Source organism: Microbulbifer mixtoriginis (SeqCode), assembly GCF_052468275.1.
Genome location: NZ_CP174341.1, coordinates 3044885 through 3069494, shown reverse-complemented (window position 1 = coordinate 3069494; position 24610 = coordinate 3044885). Strand labels below are relative to the sequence as shown.

General features: G+C 50.4%; 19 protein-coding genes. 3 read left to right on the top strand and 16 right to left on the bottom strand.

Annotated elements, in window-relative coordinates; genetic code table 11:
- The gene (locus ACJJIC_RS13395) at positions 1-930 is read right to left on the bottom strand and encodes a LysR family transcriptional regulator (protein WP_445357145.1); all 930 of its coding nucleotides are present in this window, start codon (positions 928-930) and stop codon (positions 1-3) included.
- 103 nt (positions 931-1033) lie between these two features.
- Between ACJJIC_RS13395 and ACJJIC_RS13390 the strand changes: the two genes are divergently transcribed.
- Positions 1034-1627 carry an FMN-dependent NADH-azoreductase gene (locus ACJJIC_RS13390; protein ID WP_444900794.1) on the top strand — a complete coding sequence of 198 codons (594 nt, stop codon included), beginning with the start codon at positions 1034-1036 and terminating at the stop codon, positions 1625-1627.
- 176 nt (positions 1628-1803) lie between these two features.
- Here ACJJIC_RS13390 and ACJJIC_RS13385 read toward each other — a convergent pair whose 3' ends face one another.
- The 3 genes from ACJJIC_RS13385 to ACJJIC_RS13375 form a co-directional block, all read right to left on the bottom strand.
- The gene (locus ACJJIC_RS13385) at positions 1804-2730 is read right to left on the bottom strand and encodes a metallophosphoesterase (RefSeq protein WP_444909629.1); all 927 of its coding nucleotides are present in this window, start codon (positions 2728-2730) and stop codon (positions 1804-1806) included.
- Positions 2731-2983: 253 nt separating this feature from the next.
- Positions 2984-6154, bottom strand: coding sequence for an efflux RND transporter permease subunit (locus ACJJIC_RS13380; RefSeq protein ID WP_445357144.1), 3171 nt, complete (start codon positions 6152-6154; stop codon positions 2984-2986).
- Between the two features lie 11 nt (positions 6155-6165).
- Positions 6166-7341 carry an efflux RND transporter periplasmic adaptor subunit gene (locus ACJJIC_RS13375; protein WP_445357143.1) on the bottom strand — a complete coding sequence of 392 codons (1176 nt, stop codon included), beginning with the start codon at positions 7339-7341 and terminating at the stop codon, positions 6166-6168.
- 275 nt (positions 7342-7616) lie between these two features.
- Here ACJJIC_RS13375 and ACJJIC_RS13370 point away from each other — a divergent pair, with 275 nt between their 5' ends.
- The gene (locus ACJJIC_RS13370; RefSeq protein WP_445357142.1) at positions 7617-8276 is read left to right on the top strand and encodes a TetR family transcriptional regulator; all 660 of its coding nucleotides are present in this window, start codon (positions 7617-7619) and stop codon (positions 8274-8276) included.
- 76 nt (positions 8277-8352) lie between these two features.
- Here ACJJIC_RS13370 and ACJJIC_RS13365 read toward each other — a convergent pair whose 3' ends face one another.
- The 12 genes from ACJJIC_RS13365 to ACJJIC_RS13310 form a co-directional block, all read right to left on the bottom strand.
- Positions 8353-9327 carry an isoaspartyl peptidase/L-asparaginase family protein gene (locus ACJJIC_RS13365; protein WP_445357141.1) on the bottom strand — a complete coding sequence of 325 codons (975 nt, stop codon included), beginning with the start codon at positions 9325-9327 and terminating at the stop codon, positions 8353-8355.
- Positions 9328-9395: 68 nt separating this feature from the next.
- Positions 9396-12164 (bottom strand): TonB-dependent receptor, encoded by a 2769-nt coding sequence (locus ACJJIC_RS13360; protein WP_445357140.1) that lies wholly within the window; start codon positions 12162-12164, stop codon positions 9396-9398.
- Between the two features lie 163 nt (positions 12165-12327).
- Entirely contained in the window at positions 12328-13023 is a 696-nt protein-coding gene (locus ACJJIC_RS13355; protein ID WP_252085880.1) for a gluconate 2-dehydrogenase subunit 3 family protein, read from the bottom strand.
- A gap of 1 nt (position 13024) precedes the next feature.
- Positions 13025-14821, bottom strand: a complete 1797-nt coding sequence (locus ACJJIC_RS13350) for a GMC oxidoreductase (RefSeq protein WP_444904718.1) — start codon at positions 14819-14821, stop codon at positions 13025-13027.
- A 246-nt stretch (positions 14822-15067) separates the two neighbouring features.
- Positions 15068-16000 carry a sugar phosphate isomerase/epimerase family protein gene (locus tag ACJJIC_RS13345; protein WP_445357139.1) on the bottom strand — a complete coding sequence of 311 codons (933 nt, stop codon included), beginning with the start codon at positions 15998-16000 and terminating at the stop codon, positions 15068-15070.
- Complete coding sequence (tatA, locus tag ACJJIC_RS13340) at positions 15997-16215, bottom strand: twin-arginine translocase TatA/TatE family subunit (protein WP_152453619.1); 219 nt, start codon at positions 16213-16215, stop codon at positions 15997-15999. Before tatA ends, ACJJIC_RS13345 begins: the two co-directional genes overlap by 4 nt.
- A 4-nt stretch (positions 16216-16219) precedes the next feature.
- Complete coding sequence (locus ACJJIC_RS13335; protein ID WP_444886144.1) at positions 16220-16933, bottom strand: 3-keto-disaccharide hydrolase; 714 nt, start codon at positions 16931-16933, stop codon at positions 16220-16222.
- A gap of 78 nt (positions 16934-17011) precedes the next feature.
- The gene (locus ACJJIC_RS13330) at positions 17012-18022 is read right to left on the bottom strand and encodes a LacI family DNA-binding transcriptional regulator (RefSeq protein ID WP_444884951.1); all 1011 of its coding nucleotides are present in this window, start codon (positions 18020-18022) and stop codon (positions 17012-17014) included.
- Positions 18023-18078: 56 nt separating this feature from the next.
- Positions 18079-19401 carry an MFS transporter gene (locus ACJJIC_RS13325; protein ID WP_444904713.1) on the bottom strand — a complete coding sequence of 441 codons (1323 nt, stop codon included), beginning with the start codon at positions 19399-19401 and terminating at the stop codon, positions 18079-18081.
- Between the two features lie 56 nt (positions 19402-19457).
- The gene (locus ACJJIC_RS13320; protein ID WP_444884953.1) at positions 19458-20519 is read right to left on the bottom strand and encodes a sugar phosphate isomerase/epimerase family protein; all 1062 of its coding nucleotides are present in this window, start codon (positions 20517-20519) and stop codon (positions 19458-19460) included.
- 222 nt (positions 20520-20741) lie between these two features.
- Positions 20742-21911 (bottom strand): Gfo/Idh/MocA family protein, encoded by a 1170-nt coding sequence (locus ACJJIC_RS13315; protein ID WP_445357138.1) that lies wholly within the window; start codon positions 21909-21911, stop codon positions 20742-20744.
- A 275-nt stretch (positions 21912-22186) separates the two neighbouring features.
- On the bottom strand, positions 22187-23443 hold the full coding sequence (locus tag ACJJIC_RS13310; protein WP_445357137.1) for an FAD-dependent oxidoreductase: 1257 nt from the start codon (positions 23441-23443) through the stop codon (positions 22187-22189).
- A 616-nt stretch (positions 23444-24059) separates the two neighbouring features.
- Here ACJJIC_RS13310 and ACJJIC_RS13305 point away from each other — a divergent pair.
- The gene (locus ACJJIC_RS13305) at positions 24060-24602 is read left to right on the top strand and encodes a lipocalin family protein (RefSeq protein ID WP_444884956.1); all 543 of its coding nucleotides are present in this window, start codon (positions 24060-24062) and stop codon (positions 24600-24602) included.
- Positions 24603-24610: the final 8 nt, after the last annotated feature.

Sequence of the window (24610 nt, the reverse complement as noted above, 5' to 3'; positions counted from 1 at the left end):
TCACGTACCAATATGTAAGCTTTCAAGTCGTTGGCGGATTATCTCCGCCAACCGGCGCGCTGCGGGCGATATGTCATCGCGATTAGGAAAAATAAGATACAGAGGCTGCCACCTTTCTTGCCCTCCTTTTAAGGGGAGAGGTTTGAGTGTTCCATCGGCCAGCTCCCCAAGAATCTTATCCTGCGGCAACCAAGAAAACCCATAGCCCCTGCAAGTTGCCCCGATTACCGTTGCCATATTGCTCAGCGTCCATCGCTTGGCAACTTCAACTGTTAGGGTTTCACTATCGCTTTGGGGGTTTGAATCTCTAACGATCAGGTGCCGATGACTGCGCAGATCCTTCAGGGTTAGTTCGCGTTCCAGTTGATGTAATGGGTGACTGGGGTGGGCCACTGGGATAATGCGTGCTGGTGCTGGCAGTAACTCGCCATTGAAACCGGGAGGAATTCTCGGATCAATCGCAAAGTCCACCTTTCCCTCGGTAAGGGCATCGAGGGCACCGCTAATCACCACTTCGTAAACCTCTACTCGGGTATGTGGGCTCTCTTGGCCAAATACCTCCAGGCAATCTAGCAATAGCCAAGTTGGAAACAGCACTTCCACAGAAATTGACACCAGCGACCCCCAACCCACAGAAGCACGCCGGGCAGCCATTTCCATTGCCGAAGCATCTTCCAGTAATTGTTTGGCATGGCGATATAACATTTGCCCAGCAGCCGTAAGTGCCGCTTTGCGACCAGTGATTGTAAATGCCTTTACACCGAGGATGGATTCCAGCTTTTGTACCGCATAGCTAACGGAAGACTGACTCTTGTGTAGGAGTTCCGACGCCTGTACATACCCTCCCCCTTCAACGACCGCAACTAAACAACGCCATTGCTCCAGGGTGATCTTTGGGCTTAAAGCCGGGTTCGCTAACTGATCAGTCATATATCGGATTTTTAGATGGGTTTGAGCAAAATTTTCTAATTTTTTATCTAATTAATCAATGATTCAATAGTCCTCAAGTTAAATGATTCATAAGGAACCCGTCATGACAAAGTTGCTCAATATCCAATCCAGCATGTTTCAAGCCGGTGGCCAGACCTCCCAGTTGGCGGCAAAGTATATTGAGCGCTGGAAGGCGAATAATCCGGAGGGCGAAGTTGTTCAGCGTAATCTGGCAGCAGATCCGGTACCCCATTTATCCTTGGATCGCTTCCAGGCCTTCAATACCCCGGCTGATCAGCGCACTCCAGATCAGCAGGCGATTGTCGATTTTTCAGACAAACTGATCGAAGAGATCTCTTCAGCAGATGCCTTGGTCCTCGGCGTACCTATGTACAACTTTACAATCCCCTCTACCCTGCACACCTATTTTGACCATATCGCCCGAGCCGGCATCACCTTCCGCTACACGGCAAATGGGCCAGAAGGGTTACTGAAAAATAAAAAAGCGATCATCTTTGTTGCTCGGGGGGGCTACTACGGTGACAACCATGCACAGAGCACATTTTTGCGGCAGTTCCTCGGTTTTGTGGGCATCACTGATGTTGAGTTTGTTTACTCCGAAGGGCTTGCCACTGGTGAAGAGGCAAAAGAGAAAGCCACCACTGCGGCAAATGAACGTATTGCTGAACTTGCTTAAACGAAGAATATTCCTGAATTAAAAAAGCCAGGCTCTATTCTCAAGCCTGGCTTTTACAGCGTAATTTCTGCGGAGTGGCCTTGCTGTGCGCCAATGCCAGCAATTCTTTACATGGACCTTACTGGCAGGCTAGCTATCCACAAGAAACCTGTAATGGAAACTCAAGCGGGCGGTATCTACTTCACAAATACAAACTTGTCTTCACTCAAGACCCGTTCACCATCAAAACGATAAGCAACCAGTTTGCCGTTACCCGCCACGGAATAATCGAGACAAGCAACTTTCTCGGTTAGAGGTGCTGGCACACCTTTAAGCCAATAGTGACCGATAAAGCAGGGCTTATCTGCTTTAGGGTAATAAGGAATACCCCTAGGCACAGGCAAGCTAGCGGCGGAACCGATATCAACACCACGCGGTAACGCTATCTCCCCCAGCGCTTTTGCAGAAGCGTTCCACCATTGAACGCGGACGGCAGAGCGGCGATTACCATCCTTATCCAGAAAACTCACTCCTTGAGGCAGTTCAATTTCACACCCTTTGAGCAAAGTTTCCACCGCTTTGAAGGCATCACTGCCCGGGGAGCTAGCTTGCAGCAAAAGCTCAGACGTTAACCTGCCGCTATCGGTTCTCGATACTAAAAAATTAACTTTCTCTTCGTCCCAGCAAGCGTGTACCGCACGCAGAGGGCCAAGATCAAGCCACAGAGGCAATGACCTGAAGAAATCCAATACCTGAGATTTTTCTGGATCGTTATCCGGGTACTCATTCAAAAAAGCCTGGTGCTGTTTTGTATTTTTATCGGTATGTGGGCGCAGGGGCTTGCCATTGACTTCGGTATGATAAGCCAGGGCATTAAACTCGTGATTACCCATAATCGCTTTGGCATGACCATTTTTGACCATACGCATGACTATCTTCAGGAGCTTACGGTGCTCTATCAGGTGCTCACCGCGGTCGATAAAGTCTCCAAGAAAGATGACTTTGCGTTCTGGGTGCGCAAAACCGCTGCTTGTTTCCCGATAACCCAGTACATCGAGCAGCTCAATCAATGCGCTGGCGTGGCCATGGATATCGCCAATAATGTCGTATTTGCAGTGTTCCATCCTGCTCCTGCCTCTAAAATACAAGAAAGCTTCAGTATCAAAATCCCGCTTTTTTTGTATCAAGGATTACTTTGTCCATTTTATGAAATTAACGCATTTCTCGGAAGCTGGGCATGGGGCGAAGAAAATAGCCGAAGCTACTGCCAACCTGGGAATTACTGAGTTCACTTACATTTAAGGTGTGCTCTATCAAAGAGCGAATACAAAAAAGCCAGGCCGGGAAATGCGGCCTGGCTTTTCTCTGGCTTGAGACTTACAAAGCTTCCGCAGCTTCTGTCTTTTTATTGGCAAGAACTTGATCCTGCCCAGTATCAGTACTGCTAGCTTTACGCCCAAACAGTCTCTGCACCACTACAAAGAACAGCGGTATAAAGAAGATTCCCAGTAGTGTGCCCACAACCATTCCCCCCAGTACCCCGGTTCCAATTGCCCGTTGTGCGCCGGAACCTGCACCGGTGGCAATCGCCAGTGGGAGAACTCCCAAACCAAAAGCCAAAGAGGTCATCAAAATTGGGCGCAGGCGATCACGGACTGCACGCATGGTCGCCTGCACCAGCTCCATTCCGTTTTCCAGGTTTTGCTTGGCAAACTCCACAATCAGAATGGCGTTCTTACTGGTCAAGCCGACAGTGGTCAGCATAGCCACCTGGAAATAGATATCCCTCTCCATGCCGCGCAAACTGTTGGCAAGCACGGCGCCGAGAATACCGAGCGGTGCCATCAACAATACGGCGGTCGGTACTGTCCAGCTCTCGTAAAGTGCGGCAAGGCACAGGAAAACAATCAGTAATGAAAGGGTATACAAAAGAGGTGTTTGTGCTCCGGCGGCGCGCTCCTGATAGGAAAGGCCACTCCACTCAACACCAACGCCCGCTGGCAACTGGGCTACCAATCTCTCCACTTCCGCCATGGCCTCACCAGAGCTGACCCCCGCTGCTGCCTGGCCATTGATCTGCATGGAGGGCACGCCGTTATAGCGTTCCAAGCGGGGAGATCCATACTCCCAGGAAAAACTGGCAAAGGAAGATAGAGGCACCATATCGCCTTTGTCATTGCGCACAGACCAAAGCTGGAAGTCTTCCGGCACCATGCGATATGGTGCATCCGCCTGCATATAAACCCGCTTGACCCGGCCGCGATCGATAAAATCATCGATATAGGAACCACCCCAGGCGGTACTCAGTGCGCTGTTAATATCGGCAATAGACAAGCCGAGGGCCGCAGCCTTGGCGTTGTCGATTTTCACCCGAAACTGCGGCGTGTCCTCCTGGCCATTGGGGCGTACGTTAGAGAGTAATTTACTCTGCCCGGCCATTCCCAAGAATTGGTTGCGGGCAGCGGTCAACGCTTCGTGCCCCAGGTTGCCGTTATCTTTTAAGTAAAAGTTAAAGCCACCAGAAGAACCCAACTCTGGCAGAGGCGGCGGTGCAAAGGCAAAAGCCATGGCATCTTTAATTTGCATCAGCGCGCCCATAGCACGCATGGCGACTGCTCCAGTACTTTGCGACTCTTCTTCCCGCTCAGACCAATCTTCCATATTCACAAAGGCGATACCGGTATTCTGGCCGCTACCGGCAAAGCTAAAGCCCTGCACCGAAAATACTGACTTCACAGTGCCCTGCTCATTATCCAGGAATTGATCTTCCACTTTGCGGATAGATTCCATGGTGCGTTCCTGGGTCGCACCCACGGGTGCCTGCACCATAGAGAAGAGCACGCCCTGGTCTTCATCGGGCAGGAAGGAGCTGGGTAAACGCAGGAATAAGAAGGCCATCACAGCGGAGAGGGCCACAAACAACAGCATAAAGCGGCCGCTACGTTTTAGGATGCCCTGCACTCCGCCCTGGTAGCGCCGACTGCCGCGCTCAAAGTTGCGATTGAACCAACCGAAGAAGCCTTTCTCACCGTGGCTTTCCCCTTTTGAAAGTGGTTTCAGCAAGGCGGCACATAGTGCGGGGGTCAGGATAATCGCCACTAATACAGACAAGGCCATGGCAGCAACAATGGTTGCTGAGAACTGCCGGTAAATTACGCCAGTGGCGCCATCCATAAATGCCATTGGCACAAACACCGCCGACAGCACGACACCAATTCCGATCAATGCCGGGGTAATCTGATGCATGGATTTTTTAGTGGCTTCCTTTGGCGATAAGCCCTCTTCGCGCATCACCCGTTCTACGTTTTCCACCACCACAATAGCGTCGTCCACTAGCAGGCCGATGGCCAATACCATAGCGAACATGGTGAGCATATTGACCGAGAAGCCCAGTCCTGCGAGTACGGCAAAGGTACCCAACAGCACCACCGGTACTGCGATTGTAGGGATCAGGGTTGCACGGAAATTCTGCAGGAACAGATACATCACCAGGAAGACCAGTACAATTGCTTCAATCAATGTGCTGATCACACCTTTAATGGAGACCTCCACAAAGGGCGTGGTATCAAATGGTACGACCGAAGTAAGCCCCCGAGGGAAGAAAGGCTCCAGCTCTTTAAGCTTCGCTTTCACGCCTTCGGCGGTTTCCAGTGCGTTGGCACCGGTGGCCAGGTTAATGGCGATACCGGTAGCCGGCTGACGATTGTAGCGGGAGATAAATTCATAATTCTCTGCCCCCAACTCAACGCGGGCGACATCGCCAAGCCGTAGTATGGAGCCATCATCATTGGCTCGTACCACGATTTCCCGGAACTGTTGCGGGGTTTGCAGGCGCTCCTGGGAGGTAATAGAGGCATTGAGTTGTTGCCCTGGCACCGCCGGTGCGCCACCAAGGCTGCCCACTGTGACCTGGGCATTTTGGGCCCGGACCGCCGCGGCTACATCATTCGGCGTTAAATCATAGGTCGTCAGCTTGTTGGGATCGAGCCAGATACGCATTGCATATTTGGAGCCGAACACCTGCACATTACCGACACCTGGCACCCGGCTAACCGGGTCCACAATCGCTGAGTTGATGTAATCGGCAATGTCGTTGCGGTTCATACTGCCGTCTTCGGAGACAAAACCTGCAACCATCAAGAAGCCACCACGGGACTTACTGACATTGACCCCTTGTAACTGCACCTCTTGGGGCAACAGCGGCATTGCCAGCTGTACCTTGTTTTGGACTTGCACCTGTGCGGTATCCGGGTCGGTACCATTCTCAAACGTAAGGGAGACAGACACACCACCGTTGGATTGACTGACAGCAGACATATAGAGAAGGCCATCGAGACCTTTCATATTCCGCTCCAGAATCTGCGTCACCGAATCTTCCACCACTTTGGCGGAGGCGCCAGGGTAACTGGCCTCAATATTAATAGAGGGCGGTGCGATATTCGGATAGCGCTCCACCGCCAACTTGCTGATAGACAATGCACCTGCCAGCATGGTGATAATTGCCAGAACCCAGGCAAAGATGGGCCGGTTGATAAAAAAGCTCGCCATAACCCTTACCCTCAGGAACCTTGCTCAGTAGCAGCGTTGCCGTCACCAGCTGCTGCTGGTGCCTGTTTATCCTCACGTTCACTAGGCTGCACCGGCGCGCCGGGGCGAATTTTCTGTAATCCAGCCACCACGACACGGTCACCGGGCTCCAGTCCCTCTTCTACCAGCCAGCGGTTACCGACTGTGCGACTGACCCGAACAGAGCGTTGGGCAACAATATTCTCTTCATTGACCACCATTGCCGAAGTATTGCCTTTCGGGTCCCTTGCAATACCTTGTTGAGGCACCAGAATGGCATTTTCCCGTACACCGCTACCCACTATCGCGCGCACGTACATGCCTGGCAGCAACATATTGTCTGGATTGGGGACAACGACTCGCAGCAACACACTTCCGGTAGAGGGATCGACACTGGCTTCGGCAAACTCTAGCTTGCCTTGATGTTCAAACTCACTGCCATCTTCCAGCAAAATCTTGACTGGCAGATTTGTGGCATCTGCCAATGTACCCGCCTGAAGAGCCCGACGCAGGCTGACCAGCTCTGCTGCGGACTGGGTAACATCCACATAGATGGGGTCCAGCTGTTGCACAGTGGCCAAATTTGCGGCCTGATTGGCCGCTACCAAAGCACCCTGAGTGACACTGGATTTACCAATACGGCCAGTAATCGGTGAGGTAATCTGGGCGTAGTCCAGCTGGATCTCGGCTCGGTGTAACTCCGCCCTGGCAGCTGCAACAGAGGCGCGGGCTTCCTGCAAATCTGCCTCTGCGACATCATTCTCCTGCTTGCTGACAGCGCCACTCTTAACAAGGCCTGCGGTGCGCTCGGCCTTAAGGCGGGCGATATTCATTGCCGCATTTGCACCCTGTAATTTAGCGCGCGCACTATCCACATCCGCTTGGTAAATGGCGTCATCCAGCTGATAAAGTGGCTGATTTGCATCGACACGCCCACCTTCACGGAACAATTGCTGTTTTATGATGCCATTTACCTGTGGACGAACTTGCGCCACCTTGAAAGGTGAAGTGCGACCAGGTAGCTCTCTGGTAAGCGTAACCGGCTCGGTTTCCAGCGTAACCACAGTCACCTGTGGCGCCGGCATCGGTGGCGCAGCGGTTCTTTCATCACAAGCGGCAAGCAATGCACTAGTGATCAAAAGACTGATAAACGCTTTTTTATTGAGCATGGTTACCTCGATCAGGGCTGACGGCCTGGATACTGCGGTCAGTTCGGGAGAAAAAGAGATGGTGACAGGAAGGTCTAACTCCAGTGGCCACGCATTTTATGTGTAGTGATGAAATCCGATCAACTATTCATCAGCGCATGAATATCGACTAACATGCACTTTTACCCAGTGTTTTCAAGGGTTTGCACTAAAGTCTCATTTGCTTTCATGCGGCGAACAGCCGTGAATATGCGGTCAAATGAGGCGATTACGATAATGAAGAAGCTGCATTGCCCATGGCTAAATATAGAGAAGAGCAAATACTTAACACCCGAGAGCGTATCTTAGACGCCGCGATTCGTGTTTTTCACGAATCTGGCGTCACCCACGCCTCCCTAACGGCAGTCGCAGAGCTTGCCGGAGTCACTCGTGATTCCCTGCATAGCCATTTCCGCGACAGAGTTGGGCTACTCAACGCTCTAACCGAGCGCATGCGCCTGCCCGGTGAAGACCTCTGCGCGGCGGCCGGTGATGAGTTGAAGATAGACCCTCTAGGCACCCTGCGTACCCGCTGGATATGGCTATTCGATGAGATTGCCTGTAATGATGAATGGCAGCGCTTGCTGGAGATTATCTTCCTGCCATGCGACCCAATCAGTGAAGTATGCGAGTCCACTCACCGTATTAAGCAAGGCCGCACAGAGCGGCTGGAGCGAATGGGAGAATTGTTGGAGATTGCACTATCAGTCGGTCAATTACCTGCCGACTTGGATTTGAAACTGGCCCAACAAATGCTTCACGGAGGCCTTTTTGGTGTTCTGGAAGACTGGCTTCTTTCTCCTCGCTTTGTAGACCTTGGCGACTTAGGCGAACATTATTTTGATGCTCTCCTAGATATGATTCGCTTCTCCCCAGAACTGCGTCTAAACAGGCAGCAAGCACGAACTTTGCACTGAGCAGTGTATTGAGCAAATTCGAATTTTCTTCCTATTGGGGCAAGTCAACTAACTGCTGCTTGCCCCTAGAAGACAATCAGCCGAGTTTACTTTTCGAATCTACTAATTGTGCACCGCTCGCATCTCTTACTGCATAATTAAAGCCTGGGTGAATACAGTGAGCACCGTAATTACCGGCTTTATCTAAAGCCAGGAAACCCACCTGGAACTTCTTATAGTCCCCTAGCTTGCGCGCAATACGCTCCACCGCCTCACGACAGGCTTCCTCCGGTGTGTAGCCATGACGCATCAGCTCCACTACTTGATGGCAACCGACAGTCTTGATCATTAGCTCGCCCATACCCGTGGCAGTAGCCGCACCCACTTCATTGTCGACATAGAGTCCGGCGCCGATAATCGGTGAGTCCCCTACCCGCCCGTGCATCTTGAAAGCCGCGCCACTGGTGGTGCAGGCACCTGAGAGGTTGCCGTCCTGGTCCACGGCTAAGATGCCGATAGTATCGTGGTTTTCTATATTGATTACCGGCTGGTAACGGGACTCGCGCTTCCACTCACGCCAGGCGGCTTCAGCTTTTGGAGTTAACAGGTTCTCAATGTCAAACCCCTGTTCAACGGCAAAACGCTGTGCGCCCTCGCCGACCAACATTACATGTGGAGTTTCCTCCATCACCTTTCGCGCAACCGAGATGGGATGCTTGATACCCTGTAAAAAAGCCACTGAACCACAATTTTGTTTGTCATCCATAATGCAGGCATCAAGGGTCACTACACCATCGCGATCGGGAAAACCGCCATAGCCAACACTGGTTACCTGCGGGTCAGCTTCCGGCACCCGAGCACCTGCCTCTACGGCATCCAAAGCCCTGCCACCTTCGCTGAGAACCTGCCAAGCTGCCTCATTGGCTGGGCCCCCATGGTTCCAGGTTGATATGACTACGGGCTTTTTTCCCTTCTTCGTATAACCCCTTGCCATAGCTGCCACTGAAGAGGTTGCCAGGGCGCCAGCAGTACCCAGGAAGGAGTATTTCAGGAATTTTCTTTTGCTGATCACAATGATTTGTCTCAAATGGAAAGCGCACAGAGACATTACTGTATCTGTGCGCCGAAGTTATGGCGGGATCAGAAGCTGTAAGTCAGCCCCATATAGGCGCGGCGACCTGAGTAGGAGGAACCCAAGACTCTGTTTTCTTCACCCCAATATCTATCCACCTTCTCTTCGGTGAGATTAATAATGGAGGCAGTGAGAGTAAGGTTTTCCATCAAACTATAAGAAGCATTTACATCAAGCTGATCATACTCATCAGTAAACGTATTCACGCCGTTGCTATAGCCATCCGCATAGGCGCTGCGATAGTTGTAAGAGGCTCTCACACTGAAAAGGTCATTCTCGTAGTACACCGATAGATTGTATTGATCTTTAGAGGTACCCGCAATTTCTGTTTTGATTGTTTCACCGCTTTCGAGGTCAAGATTGGCCAGCTCTGTGTCCGTATAGGTATAGTTGGCAAAAACCCCAAAACCGTTATCAAAGGCATATTGCACAAACAGCTCGGCACCCTGAGCGGTGGCATCGGTGCCATTAACAGGCATCGACATGTTTACATTCCAAATGTCACCATCTATTTCCCTGGTTACCAGGGAACTGCCGTTAATGACGAATGATGCAATATCCTTCCTGAACAGGGTTACTCCCATTGCGGAAGCATCGTCGAAGTACCATTCCAGACCCAAATCAAACTGATCCGCTTTATAGGGTTCCAATTCGGAGTTCCCCGCAAACCCATCTCTTACAGTCGCTCCTGGCAGTGGGGCGTGTATTGATTCAGAACCACCGAGGTCATCATAATTAACTCGGGCAACAACCCTCGCGAGGGCTGCACGCATTACTAAATCATCGTTAATATCCCAAGCGATATTGGCGCTTGGCAGAAAATCGGTGTTACTGCTATCGCGGACATTGGGCTCATCTTGCAAAACCCCGTCAATATTGTCATAGGTTCGGGCATATTGCTTGGTCTGCACCGCGCGAACACCAAAATTACCGCGCAAAGTGGCAGAAGCAAAATTTTGCTGTACATAGGCTGCAGTCACTTCCTCACCGATGCGATAGTCCTGGTCCCGTTCTACGGTTACTGTAGGATCACCATAAGTCTCATAGAGAAACTCTTTTAGCTTCTCAAACTCCAGGTGGGCAAAGTTGGGCACTTTTACACCACCAATAATATTATCGAGTGGGCCACTGGAAAGGATATCAATCGTATCCGGAACGCCATTAGGGTCGGTGTGGAAAGAATCGTCCGGCCACCAGGGATAACAAAGACCATCTTTACCGTCTTCATTCGGCCAGTTAATAGTCGGACACGGCGGGTTATCATCATCCCAAGCTTGTTTAGTAATGCGTCGGTTAATTTCGTGGTCGCGGTATTTAAGCCCTACATCAAGGGAAGTCAGCCAACCGTAATCCATATCGATAGACACATCTAACTGGTAGTAGTTTTCATCATCTTCACTACTGGTCCAGTGCGAAGAAAACCAATCGTATAAGGGGTAAGTATTGGGGTCTCCCAGATCGGCACTGGTATCAATCTCTGCAGTACCACTGCTTAGGTCCCAGCTCCAGTCAGTCACAGTGCCATAGCGAGAGTTTACTGAGGCAAACAATTTCTCCGAAGGTCCGCCTTCCGCACTGGTGCTGCCCACAACCAATCGCACGCTATATCCATCTCCTTGGTAAATAGCATTAAAATCCAAGGTATCTGACACATATTCAGCTCGCGTGTAGTCACCAGCGACTTGAGGAGACTGCAATTCGGCCTGGCCTCTGTCCAACATGCCAATACCGAGTAAGGTATCGCCATCCTCGTCAAATTTAAGGCTACCGGGTGCAACTGCATCACCATAGTTCCACTCTGGAAATACAATACGGTAATTCTCTGAGTTGCCACCCTGCTCAAAGCGAAAATAATTGACACCTAGCTCAAGTTGTTCAACCGGACGCCACTGAGCACTGAGCTGAATTCCCTCGCGGGTACGCTCCTCTTCAAAAACGCTACCCACTACGGCTCTGGGGGCATAGAAATCCCGGTACTCATTACCGTCGATATCTACCATGGGCCCCCTTTCTTCTACCCCTTCATGGGGCTTAACGTCACCTTGCCATCCCCAGTTTTCTGTGGTGGTGCTAATCACACGATTTTGACGGTCTTGCTTGGAATAACCAACTAATACACCAAAGGTTTCCTGATCATTTTTCCATGAGTAAAAACCCGTGTATTGTGGCTCATACTTCTCAGTGACATCCGCGTAGGTTGTTTCAACCGATAGCATGCCCTCTCCCGCGTCCAGGTCCAGAGGTTTGCGGGTATGCAAAATGACAGTACCACCGATTCCGCCTTCATCCAGCTTTGCCTCAGGGCTCTTATAAACATCTGTACGGGCAATCATTGTTGCGGGCAACAAGGAATAATCTAGCGAGCGTGACGGCTCATCGCCCGGAGTAGCAATATAGTTACCGTTCAGCTGGGTAAAGGTAAGCTCCGGAGCGGTACCGCGGATACTCACTTCCGCACCTTCACCACCACTACGTACGATAGAGACTCCTGGCACCCTCTGTAAGGCATCGGCTACGTTTTTATCTGGGAACTTGCCAATATCTTCAGCGGTAATTGAGTCCACCACCGCATTGGAAAAACGCTTTACATCGAGGTTTTTCTCCATGCTCTGTCGAATGCCCAATACCTCTACTTCTTCAAGAGCCAAGTTTTCTTTTTGGGCTTCCTCTGTATTTTGCGCCTGTGCCATGCCGACGACACTGCATAACACCAGTGCACTGGCGGATGTGCGAAGTAACTCCGCCCTGCGGTTTTCTTTTTGGGTTTTCTCTTTCATAGCTAAGCATCACTTTTATTATAATTTTTGAGCCTTCCGTGCACCCTCTAAACTCGGCATACCCTCATACCAAGTTTTCGGAATAAGCCCGGTTCCAGATCTATCCATCCCTGGCTTACTTTTATAGGCAACCCCTTTCCCAGGGGGTTGCCTTACACGGTTATCAGCTTTCTAAGCCGAGTCGTTTTAATACTTCAGGCGGTGCGCCAGGGAAGCTGGCCATAGGCCTATTACCTACGTAGCCAATATCCGCCATGCCTTCCTCGGTGGTGTAGAATGCGGTAGATACAAGAACTCTTACCTTGGCAAAGAAACGTGCACCGGCTTGGAATTCTGGCTTCGCGTTACGAGTCCATTTGATGTCCTCGCAGATTGCATTTTTTTGAGATTCATTCAGCTCAACAAATGGGCCTTGGTACCTGCGCCTGGACTCTCCATCTAGCCAGACCACCCCTCCGCGAATAGTGACAAGGTCCGCCTTATTGTTGGAATAAGGTGCGCTGACATATTCATTGATGTAATGGTGTGCACCTACTGAAGAAGCGCTCGGTGAAATTTCATCTGCAGGTATAATCACATCGCAAAGCGCTGCGAGTACCGCCAACTCACGCGCATCTAATTGCATTTCCCATGGTACGACGGGGTTAAGCAGATCAGGATCTGTTGGTGTACCCCTGGCTAAAGTTTGTTTAGGTGCGTCAAGATTCTTAACCGCTGGTTTTGTAGCTGCTTTATCTTCCTTCAACTCAACTTTTGGTGCTGCTTTCTCAGAACAACCGATTACCGGGACCGCAGCCGCAGTAGTAGCAATCAAACGCAGGGCATTACGGCGGCTCAGGTTTGTTTTATCCTTGCTCATATCAAATGTTCCTCTTTTTAAACTGTTCCACGATGTAGTCACAGGTACGCCAAGCCAGCGCCATAATGGTCAGGGTTGGGTTTTTATCGGCATTGGAAACAAAGGGAGCGCCGTCGGTTAAAAAGAGGTTCGGAACCTCCCAAGACTGGCAGTAAGGGTTGAGCACAGAGTCTTTCGGGTTGGAACCCATTCGCGCGGTGCCAACTTCATGAATAATCGCACCACCGTTGATAATGGCCTTGGCACCATCGGTCTGTACCGTTGTGGTCACATTGCCGCCCATACCCTCGATAATTTCGGCAAAGGTTTTGTGCATGTGGGCAGCCTGATTGAGCTCCTGGTCGCTCCACTTCCAGTGGAATTTCAGAACCGGGATACCCCACTGGTCAACTTGATTCTTGTCAATTTCACAGTAACTATCATCATTAGGGATCATTTCCCCACGACCATCGAACCAAACAAAGGAGCCGTAATAGCGTCGGCAGGCCTTTTTCAAATCTTTACCATAGGCACCTTCGGTAAAGTCACCCATACCACCGAAGGCACCTGCTCCAGGCATACTGCGGCCACCACCGAATTCAATGTGATAACCGCGCGCAAAATTCAGGTCTCCGCGCAACTGCTCTTTATATAACCACCAGGGCATATACATATGCATTGCCGACGCGCCGTCTTCGTTATGGGCGGGCATATTTTCCAGGGCTGGAATTTGGCCACCGACTCCGGCACCCACAGTATCCATCAGGTATTTACCTACAACACCACTGCCGTTGGCGAGACCGTCTGGGAATAAGGTACTTTTTGAATTGAGAAGAATGCGCGATGTCTCGGCGGCACTGGCCGCGACGACAACGGCGCGGGCACTGGCAAACTTTTCCTGGCGGGTATCTTTATCAATGTAAACAACCCCGTTGGCTTTGCCTTTCTTATCAACGGTAACTTCGCGCACCATCGCGTCAGTGATGATGTCTAGATTGCCTGTAGCCAACGCAGGAGGCAGTAGTACTGTGGTGGACTGGAAATTTGCCTTGATGGAACAACCGCGACCACAGGGTGTGGCCCAAAAACAGGCTGCGCGGGATTTCATCGATTCGCGAGTTACATCCTGGGCAAGCTTGTTATCGGGGAACAGTTTCTGCGGAATATTTTCATGGTCGAGGCGCTCACTGAGAATCGCCAAGTGTGAGGGGATCACGGGGATACCCAGCTTATCACAAGCTTTTTTCGCTAGCAGTTCATAAGCACGGGGGTTAGGGGGCGGCAATAATACGCCGTCGGAAGAGTCCGGAGTATTTTCCAATCCCTCATTGGTGCCGTAGACACCAATAAGCATCTCGGTTTTATCGTAGTAGGGTGCCAGGTCTTGGTAGCTGATGGGCCAGTCAAAGCCGAGCCCATCCCTTGAGTAGGGCTTAAAGTCGTATTCACCCATACGCAGGGAAATACGCCCCCAATGGTTCGTGCGGCCACCCAGCATACGCGCTCGCCACCAGTCAAAACGTCGACCTTTCTCTTGAGATCCCTGGGTATAGGGCTCGCCGGGTACCTGCCAGCCACCATCCACTGTCGCATCGTAAAAACCGAACGGTTTTTCTGGCGTACTACCACCGCGCAGGGGCGCGTCTTTGGGCAAGTTAAACATAGGGGTTTCTTTGACCGGGTCGTAGGATCGCCCCGCTTCAAGCAGCAGTACCTTTAAACCGGCTGTGGCCAGCACATAGGCAGCCATGCCGCCCCCAGCACCAGAGCCGACTATTAAGGCGTCGTACTCTTTATTCTCGATATCTTCACTCGCCATAACATCTCTCCTACATGATCATTTATTTTTCTTCTGACCGGATAAATTCTATCAGCTGGAAATATTTTCCTGTAACCGGTTACATTTTTGGAAAATTTTTCTGCTTTTTCGGCGCTTATAAAGTCTAGATTTAAAATTTTTAGCGTTGGAGTCTGATTTCTTAAAGAAAACAGACATTAAAGTACATATTTTTACGTCTGGAGAAATTAAAAATATGTAACCGGTTACATGCGAAACTAAATTTTATCAATTTTTTTCATTTAGTTGCGCGGGCAGCTCCACCTTCCTGCCAAGCTGCACAAGTAGCTGCTTAGTTGCCAGGATTCCATGGTCCTCATCTCCCGGCCCTTCAAACTCAATGCCGATATAGCCTCGATAACCCGCATCGCGAATTATCCGTAACATCCGAGCAAAATCCGTATTGATTTCAATTCCCGCTGAATCGAACTCAAAGCTTTTGGCACTAACACCCTGGGCGAACGGCATCAGTTGCTGAACCCCCAAATAGCGATCGTAATCTCCGAAGTTTCCAAAATCCGGCAAGCTGCCACAGTTGGACATATCTACACGCTGAAGGACCTGTGACAACCACTCCCCGTTCGATGAATAGCCACCATGATTCTCAACAATCACGTTAATATTGAAATCCTGGGCGAATTCCGAAAGCGCGCGCAGTCCCTCAACAGCAGCCTTACCGACTTCTTCGCGACTCCCCTGCCCTGCGGCATTGACACGCACAGAGTGACAATTGAGGTACTTAGCCGCTTCGACCCATTTGTAATGGTTCTCTATGGCCTGCTTTCTCTTGCCTTTATCGGGGTCGCCTAGGTCGCCTTCGCCATCAACCATAATCAACAGACTGCGAACATTATGGTCTTCTGCTCTAGCCTTCATTGCAGCGAGAAACTTCAAGTCCTTTGCCTGATCCTTAAAGAACTGATTGACATACTCAACCGCTTCAATGCCAAAGACTTTGCGTGTTTTTACTGGAAAGTCCAGAACTTTAAGAGCTCCACTTCGCAGTTGCCGATGCAGGGACCACTGGGCTAAAGAGATTTTGAAAAAGCGTTCACTTGCAGTGCTGTGGCTAAGACGACTAAACCCAATAAAGGGAGCAGCAAGCCCCAAAGCTGCCAGCCTTGCACTATTTGCCAAAAACCGCCTTCTATTGATAGTCATTGCCGCCCTCCTATTTGGGAAACCTCAGCAGCAGATTTTGAGGGAGATTCAGCAGAGAAGCCTTCTTCTCCGTTATCCTTTAAAGAGCGGCGAAAGCCACTGATTGCTCCCCCCAGGTCTTCTCCCATACGACGAATCTTGCCGCTGCCAAACAGTAAAACTGCAAGCACCAGTACTATCAGGATTTGCCAGAGACTGATTCCTGAAATACCCATGAGCTTATAGCTCCCGAATTTTTATATTGCGATACCAGACCTTGTCACCATGATCCTGCAAAGCGATATAGCCGCTTTCAGAGCGTGCGAAATCTGGATAATTCGAAAACTTGCTGCCCGCCAAACGCTTGCCCCAATCCTCTGACCAAAGCTCGTAGCTAACAATCTTGTTGCCGTTCAACCAATGTTCGACCTTTCCGTTCTCTACGCGTATACGAGTTTGGTTAAACTGCCCCGCAGGTTTGACACTCTCTTCACTGGGCGCATACATATCAAACACTGAGCCGGCGCTGTGGCTTGGCTTTTCCAGATTGGGAAACGCAGCATTGTCCAACACCTGGTATTCCATGCCACTCATCCAAACTGGCGCATCTCCATCAGCGACACGATAAATAATGCCACTGTTGCCACCCTCAGAAATTTTCCACTCCAGCTGCAATTCAAAATCCTCGAATTGTTCAGCTGTTACCAGGTCCCCAGCACCCCCGGCAGTTAAGACCAGATTGCCATTAACAACCTGCCAGGCCTCTCCAATTTGCGAGCCATTTGTGCCAGTCCAGCCCTGTAACGTTTCTCCATCAAACAGGTAACGCCACTCTCCGTCCACTTGTTGGGTACTCGACACGGGCACCCGCTCGCAACCTGCAGCACCCAGCATCACTGCTGCTGCAATCGCTACGGATAGTTTGGATCTGGCTTTAGTAAGGTTTTTCATCATTATTATCTCCACACCTAACGCTGTTATCTAATCAATGCCGCTCTTTTTAGGGCAACAGTCCATGGGAATCTGCGGCTCTCACTTGTCCGAACAAGGACCTGTGCTCTCCCGTTCCACCAGCTCAAATGGCAAAATAGTCCGGCTGGATTTCAATGGCTTGCCATCGATGATCAATCGCAGCGTTTCCATTGCGTAACGGCCTAACTCCTCTGCGGGCTGGTTGATCGTAGTCAAAGGCGGATCTGTGAATTGTGAGAATTCAATGTTATCGAACCCTGTAACAGACACATCTTCCGGCACCCTGAGGCCCATTCTCTTCACTTGGTGCACAGCACCAATTGCCATCTCATCGTTCATACAAAAAATGGCCGTCGGCCGATGAGGGGTCGATAGCAAAGTCTCTGCGCCTTTCTGCCCAGAGGTCATGGTGAATTCCCCATGAACAACCATTTCAGGATCAAGTTCTAACCCACGTTTTTTTAGCGCCTCGGAAAATCCGGACAGCCTGTCTCGCACTATAGGGCTCTGCGAGGGCCCGGTAATAACCCCGATGCGACGGTGTCCCATCTTCATCAAGTGCCGCGCAACTTCCTGGGCCGCACCATGGTTATCCAACTCCACCACTGGATAACGATCATCTTCTACTATGCGCTCACAGGCATTCACCAAAGGAACAGATGCAGCCAGGTTTGCGTCCTTCTCTGCAAACGGATAACGACTACCAAGCTGGATAACACCATCCGCTTGATTGGTTAGCGCCATACCTGCATAAAATTGCTCATTGCTGGAATCCCCTTTTGTGTCCCCCAGCAGCACCGAATAGCCTTGATCCTGTGCAGCTTTCTCAATCCCGCGAATGACCCGAGAAAAAAATGGATTAGCTATATTGGGAACCAAAACCATCACTGCGTATGACTTGCCCGAACTGAAGTTCCGCGCAAGGAGGTTCGGCCGGTAGCCCGCCTCCTCTACAGCCTTTAGCACCCGCTCTCTGGTTCGCGGAGAGACCATCTGCGGATCTTTCAATGCTCGGGATACGGTCGCGACCGATACGCCGGAGCGGCGTGCAACTTCGCGAATGTTTGACATAATTTCCTGCTAATTACCTGTTAGAAGCGGGTTATTTTCGCACAGATGGATACCATCTACGGATTCCCCACTGAAACGGCTGCTTCTGATTTGCTGGCTGCTTGCCTTCGATCCCAAAGCCAAATAAAGGCAAAAATGGGGAGCAGGATAAGTGGAACTACTGCCAATGACTGGAATGACTCAACAGAAGCGGTGGCTAATACCGCATCTAACTCATCCCCACTCAACTTTTCAAAGGCTTCCAAGCCCCCCGCTGCCTCAATCTTGGCATTGTCAAAAATAGCGCCAAGCTTTGGCAGAACAAATTGGATAGACATACCACCGGCAAAACCCAGCAATCCCAGAAACAATGCCCCACCGCGCACAAAACGCTCGGAGACTGTGGCCAGCATAGTGGGCCACATATAACAAACACCAATGCCCCAGACAGTCGCTGCCAAAAATGCAGTTACTGGCGTTCTCGCCATACCCAGGCAATAGAGCCCAATTGCGGCAAGGAGACTGCTTAACCATAGAAGCCCAATAGGAGACAGTTTCTTTGCCAGCCGTCCGGCAAAGTGGCGCATCACAAACATCAACATGCTGACATAAACAAGAATAAGAATACCCTTCATGCCAACAACGCGTGACAGGGTCAGGTCTACCCACTGCCCAGGGGCCAACTCGGTTGCGGCGGTCAGCCACATACACACCCACAGCAGGATAAACATCGGCTGCTTGAATACCTCTTTAAACATTTCGCCATAACTGATACCTGAAGAAACCCGTTCAGTAACTGGGAAATCTGTTTTAACCACAAGCCAAGCCATAACAACAGCCGGCAGTGCCAACACGACAAGGTTCAACTGCCAGGGAAGCTCGAGGGCAGAGATTGACAACCCCAGTAATCCTCCAACCACAATGCCCGCAGGCCACCAGGCATGTAGTACGTTTAAACGTTGCGTTTTATTTTCTGGGTCGACTGCAGCAACCATAGGATTACTGGCTGCCTCCACGGCACCCCAGCCCAAGCCTGTCAGTAACAGGCCAGCTAGTACCAGATTCTCCACCCCCTCCCCTGGAGTCACCATAGATGCCGCAATAATAAGCAAACTGCCCACTACATAACCTATAGATGAGAGCATCAGCATTCGCTTGATACCGACCAAGTCCACAAGTGCGCTTCCAAATAGAAGTGTGAAAGCAAATCCAGCAAAGGTAATACCAATTGCTTCACCGAGCATAGTGGTGGAGTTAGCTAGGTCTATATGGTTATAGATATCTTCCTGCAAGTTAGTGGCTATCACCGTCCGCACAGCCATGCCCAAGCCAATCATAAAAATGGAGAGATTACCCACCAAGAATATTCTCTTGTTCTGGGGCGTTATCATCGTACTCATTTATCCAGTCTCCGCATGATTTATTGTTATTGGTTATTCACTTGGTTTGGAAAAATTTAATCCAATCCTAAAATCCGACGATTTCGCGCGCGATCTGTTTCTGCACCAGCAAAATCATCAAAAGCCTTACCCGCCACGGTAATCAGGTGATCGCGAATAAATGGTGCCCCCTCACTGGCCCCCTGTTGTTGATCCTTAATGCAACACTCCCATTCGAGTACCGCCCAGCGGTCGTAACCGTATTGGGTTAAGCGGCTGAAAATCCCGCGGAAGTCCACTTGACCATCGCCCAGGGAACGGAAACGGCCAGGTCTATCAATCCAAGGGGCATAACCGCCATAAACTCCGGCCCTACCACTCGGATGGAATTCAGCATCTTTCACGTGAAACGCCTTGATTCGCTCGTGATAGATATCAATAAAAGCCAGGTAGTCCATCTGCTGCAAAAGCAGGTGGCTGGGGTCATAGAGGATATTCGCTCTTGGGTGGTCCTCCACTTCGTAGAGGAAACGTTCAAAGGTCAACCCGTCGTGCAGATCTTCACCGGGGTGAAGCTCATAACAGACATCAACTCCAGCACTGTCAAACGCATCCAATATAGGGCGCCACAGCCGGCCCAGTTCGCGAAAGCCCTCTTCCACTAACATTGCGGGGCGTTGGGGCCAGGGATAAAAAGTATGCCAAAGTAGTGCGCCAGAAAATGTAGCGTGCGACTTAAGCTTTAGATTGGCACTGGCACGAGCAGCCAACATCAGTTGATTGCTCGCCCACTCAGCGCGGGCTGGCAAGTTGCCTCGCACTTCCTCTGGGGAAAAAATATCCAGCATTTCTTTATATGCTGGATGCGCTGCAACCAGCTGGCCCTGCAAATGCGTGGAAAGTTCTGAGATTTCAACTCCCGCCTTCTCACAGATTCCCAAAACATCGTCACAGTAAGCCTGGCTACTGCTGGCTAATTCCAGATCAAAGATGCGCTTGTCCCAAGTGGGAACCTGAATGCCTTTATAACCCAGATCCGATGCCCAGCAGGCCATAGACTCCAGTGAAGCCGGTTGGTCGCTCGGAGGGAGGAACTGGGCGAGAAATATCCCGGGCCCCTGAATTCTGGGTGCCTTCATTTATTCTTATCCTTTTTACTGCTGTACTTATTTACCTCTGCAAGCAATCAATCCTTCCTGGGTGATCAGCTTGCTTCTTTTGAAAAGCACAATGCTATCTTTCCAAAAGCGGACTGGCACTGGGCCGACATCGACACCTCCCTGTGCCGTACTAACTGCCGGACTTCCACCCTGCCAGAGGTTCCTAAATTATTTGAAAATGAATCAATACGATTTAGCTGCTTATTCCCAATATGGCGACAGAGCCACCCAAGAAGAACTCGCACGACTGCTTTCCAATGCACCGCGCACAAATGCCATAGCACGGACACCCGCATCAATATCCCCCACGACAGAACTTTCTTTAATGGGTTGTTCTTGCCGGCGGCATCGAACCTGGGCAGCAAAGTCGCGGTAAATATTCGCAAAGGCCTCTATATAACCTTCAGGATGCCCCTGCGGGGTTCGACAAAGAGCTCGGACCTCGTCATCCAGGTATCCACAGTCTGCACCAGCCTTCAAGAGGGCCACTGGCTGCCCCCTGCGTTTTAACTGCAATTGATTGGGAGATTCCTGCTCCCAGAACAGCGAGCCATGTTCGCAATAAACGCTGATATTCAGGTTATTCCCTTCCCCACCACAGACTTGGCTGGCTGTCAGGGTGCCGCGCGCACCCTGATCTAATTTAAATAGCGCCGCACCATCATCATCCAGAGCCCTTTGGTCGACTACTGATTGCAAGTCCGCACAGACCTCAGTGATACGCTGATCGGTAAAGAATTCGACCAAGTGATGAGCATGGGTACCAATGTCGGCAAAACAGCCACTTTCCCCCGAGCGTGTGGGATCTGTCCGCCAACTGGCTTGTTTACTTCCGCTGGAGTCGCCAGCCAATGCCAGCCAGCCTTGTGGGTAGGCAACAGTTACCCGGCGGACTTGCCCTAGCTCTCCCCTGGCTAAGATTGCCCTGGCCTGTGTCGCAAGTGGATAAGCCGCATAGGTATGAGTCAAACCATAGAGATGGCCGCTCCGTACGACCTCGTTTTTGAGCGCAAGGGTTTCCTCAAGTGTGCAAGCGGCTGGCTTATCAGAGAGAACATGAAACCCCGCTCGCAGTGCGGCAATAGAAACTGGTAGATGTAAATCATTGGGAGTTACCACAGAGACAAACTCTATGCGCTCATCAACAGGAAGCTGGGATTCCTCCAGGAGCATCTGCTCATAACTCTGGTAAACGCGCTCTGGGTTAAGGCCCAACTTCTCTCCACTGCTACGGCCGCGCTCGGGATTACTGCTAAAACATCCCGCCACCAGCGCTATCTCACCGTCGAGGGAAGCTGCCATACGATGGATCGCACCAATAAAGGCACCCTCTCCACCACCGACCATGCCCATTCTTATTTTTTTTCCCATACCACTTCCCGTATAGCTGCCTCTGGCAACCAGGTTCTTATTGTTTTCGCTTTCCATCCGGCCAAGTATCTTGCATCGCTACTGGTCCATTTCTTCTTTCACAGACCCCTGCAGCAAAATGTAACCGGTTACATTTTGTTTTTAAGATACAGAAAAAACTCACCGTTGCAAGCAACAGTTTCATTGCATGACGTTTATTTTGCTCCTTAGAGCGATGTATTTATATCCACAGCGGACAGAAACCAATCAAATTGATTAACCCGAAGAGGTTAAAGTTAACGGTGATAACCTACTTTTCGAGCGAAATCTTCCCAGCACAGCCAATTGAGTTTGTCGCTCTGCCACTTATTTTCTATGGGATGGCCAACCCCCGAGCCTGGAGATAATCCACTATCGGCGCCCGGCTGGGGGTGACAGCTTTTGAGCTTGGAACGCACCCAACTTCCAGCGTCAGCGGCAACATTAGCAGCCAAGCCCCAATGGTTTGGCCATACCGCGAGAAAATTTTTCACGCCATAATCATCCAGTTGGTATGGTGTGGGATAATCCAAGCCCACTAATAGATCACCATCTGGTCCCGGTGCATCTGTTTTCCAGCCTGCATATACCGACCACTGGCAGCCCTGCGCCCAAGCCTCAAAAGCCAACATCGCGCTGGAAAGGCGCTCAAAAGATGCACAAAGTAGATCATTCTCTATTTCTGGCGGGATACACATATCGACAACACCCGCCTTGAACTTCGGAACTTCTGGGTTAAGCGTTAGAATCCAGAGCCCTTCCCCATCCTCCAGCGGGTGGTACATCACCACCAAGTCGATCAACAAAGCTGAAACTGGCGGGATATTGGGGCCGCGGGCTAAGAGCATATGCAGAGGTCTTACTAACTGGGCATTTTGTATCTGCTCCTCTGCCACACCCAAGTGCCGAATTACTTCAGCATTCCCCGCACCACAGGCAGAAATCACCAGCTCTGGTTTTAACTCACACGAGCGACCATCCATATCCAGAGTTACTTGCTCAATCCCTGCCCCCCCAAGCTGAAACGAGGCCAACCTCCCACGATAGATTTGCTTCCTCAAAGGTTCGCTCACACTGCGATAGGCTGCAGCTCCATCAAAAATAAGATCATCAGGAAATCTGAACCTGCGATTTGATGGCAAATTATCCGGATCAAAGATCTCGGGCAACTCAACTTCCTCAAAGGGAATAGCCGCTGTGGCCCAGTTATCTTCAACAGTGTTTAGAAAGTCCGGAGTCAGTGCTGCATGGAAATCTGTTATGCGACTATTCACGCCGCTAGTTGCAAGTTCTTTGTGCCAGCGCTGCGCGGCACATCGGTAAATTTCAGCAGCTTGGGGGTTAGCCGCATTCCAGCCGGAAGAGAAATAACCGTGGAAATGTAGAGACTCGGCGTCACCGAACTCATCGTCGACCAGTACCACCGAGTACTCTGGTATCAGCTCTCTCATCAGGGTTACCCCCTGAATACCACCTCCTAGGATCAGTACATCAACGGGAATTTCCTGTGACATAGGATGGCCTTCTTACTTGGTTTAGCATGATTGGAGTAGTTATCAGCCCTAGTTGCCACAATGAATTTGCGACGATGCCGGAAGAGCGACCTCAATCTATACCGTTTGATACTTGCTTGTTGCTGTTTTTTTATTCAACTATTTTCAATTTCCGGAGATTTGGGGCGCCGTAACCTCGCGAGAAGAGCCACCAAAACGCAAGAACATAAGACAAAAATCCACCCAAGATACACAGAAGGTACCAAAACCAAACAGGAAACCCGTAGCCCAGTTTAGATAGAATGGAAAACGGCATATAAATCGGAAGGTTGATAAGGATCGCCCTCCAACTAACCGCCCATGTCAATGCAACTACAGCCGATAGTGATGGTTTTTTATTCACTCTTACTTCCTTACTACTGCGCTAATGAATAGGCAGACAGTTAAGGTTTCCCTCTTTGTCAATCGATTGGCCTAAGTTTAGTGGGTAGTGCTGGCCATTCTTGAAGTTATTGTGAAGCTTTGCCCCAAACGAACAATTGATTAATCCGTTCCAGCTTGCCTTCCGTAAAGAGTTTGCCATCGCACAATTGGTACGGTGGAAAGTGATTCAATCCAATGACAAGGAAATGTGAATATGAAGGGTTTGGCAAAAGGTTTGGGGGTTCTTCTATTGGCTTTTGGAGCGCATCTCTCCTGGGCTGATAATGAGTCTGAGCTTGAGACGGTTCCCTACGTGGACGTCTATCAGTACGTTGGCAAGTGGTATGAAATAGCCCGATTGCCACAGATCTTCCAGCCTGCTTGTACAGCAGTCACGGCAGACTATGGTCTCAACGATGATGGCACACTCAGTGTTTTCAACTTTTGCCGAATCCTACACCCGAAGTACGGTTTTCCCATCAGCGTGCAAGGTACCGCTACCCCTCTAGATGATACGAATAGCAAACTTGCGGTTTCATTCTTCGATGGGAAAACCAATGGTAACTACTGGGTTCTAGAACTAGACCCAGCATATCAATGGTCCCTCGTGGGCGACCCCGATCGCAGCAGCCTTTATCTTCTAAGTCGAACTCCACAGCTGGATGAGGCCATTGTAGATGAGCTGCTTGAATTGGCTGTCACTAAGCACGGTTACAATATCGACCACATCATAATGACCAAGCAGCTACCAAATTAACCTAATGA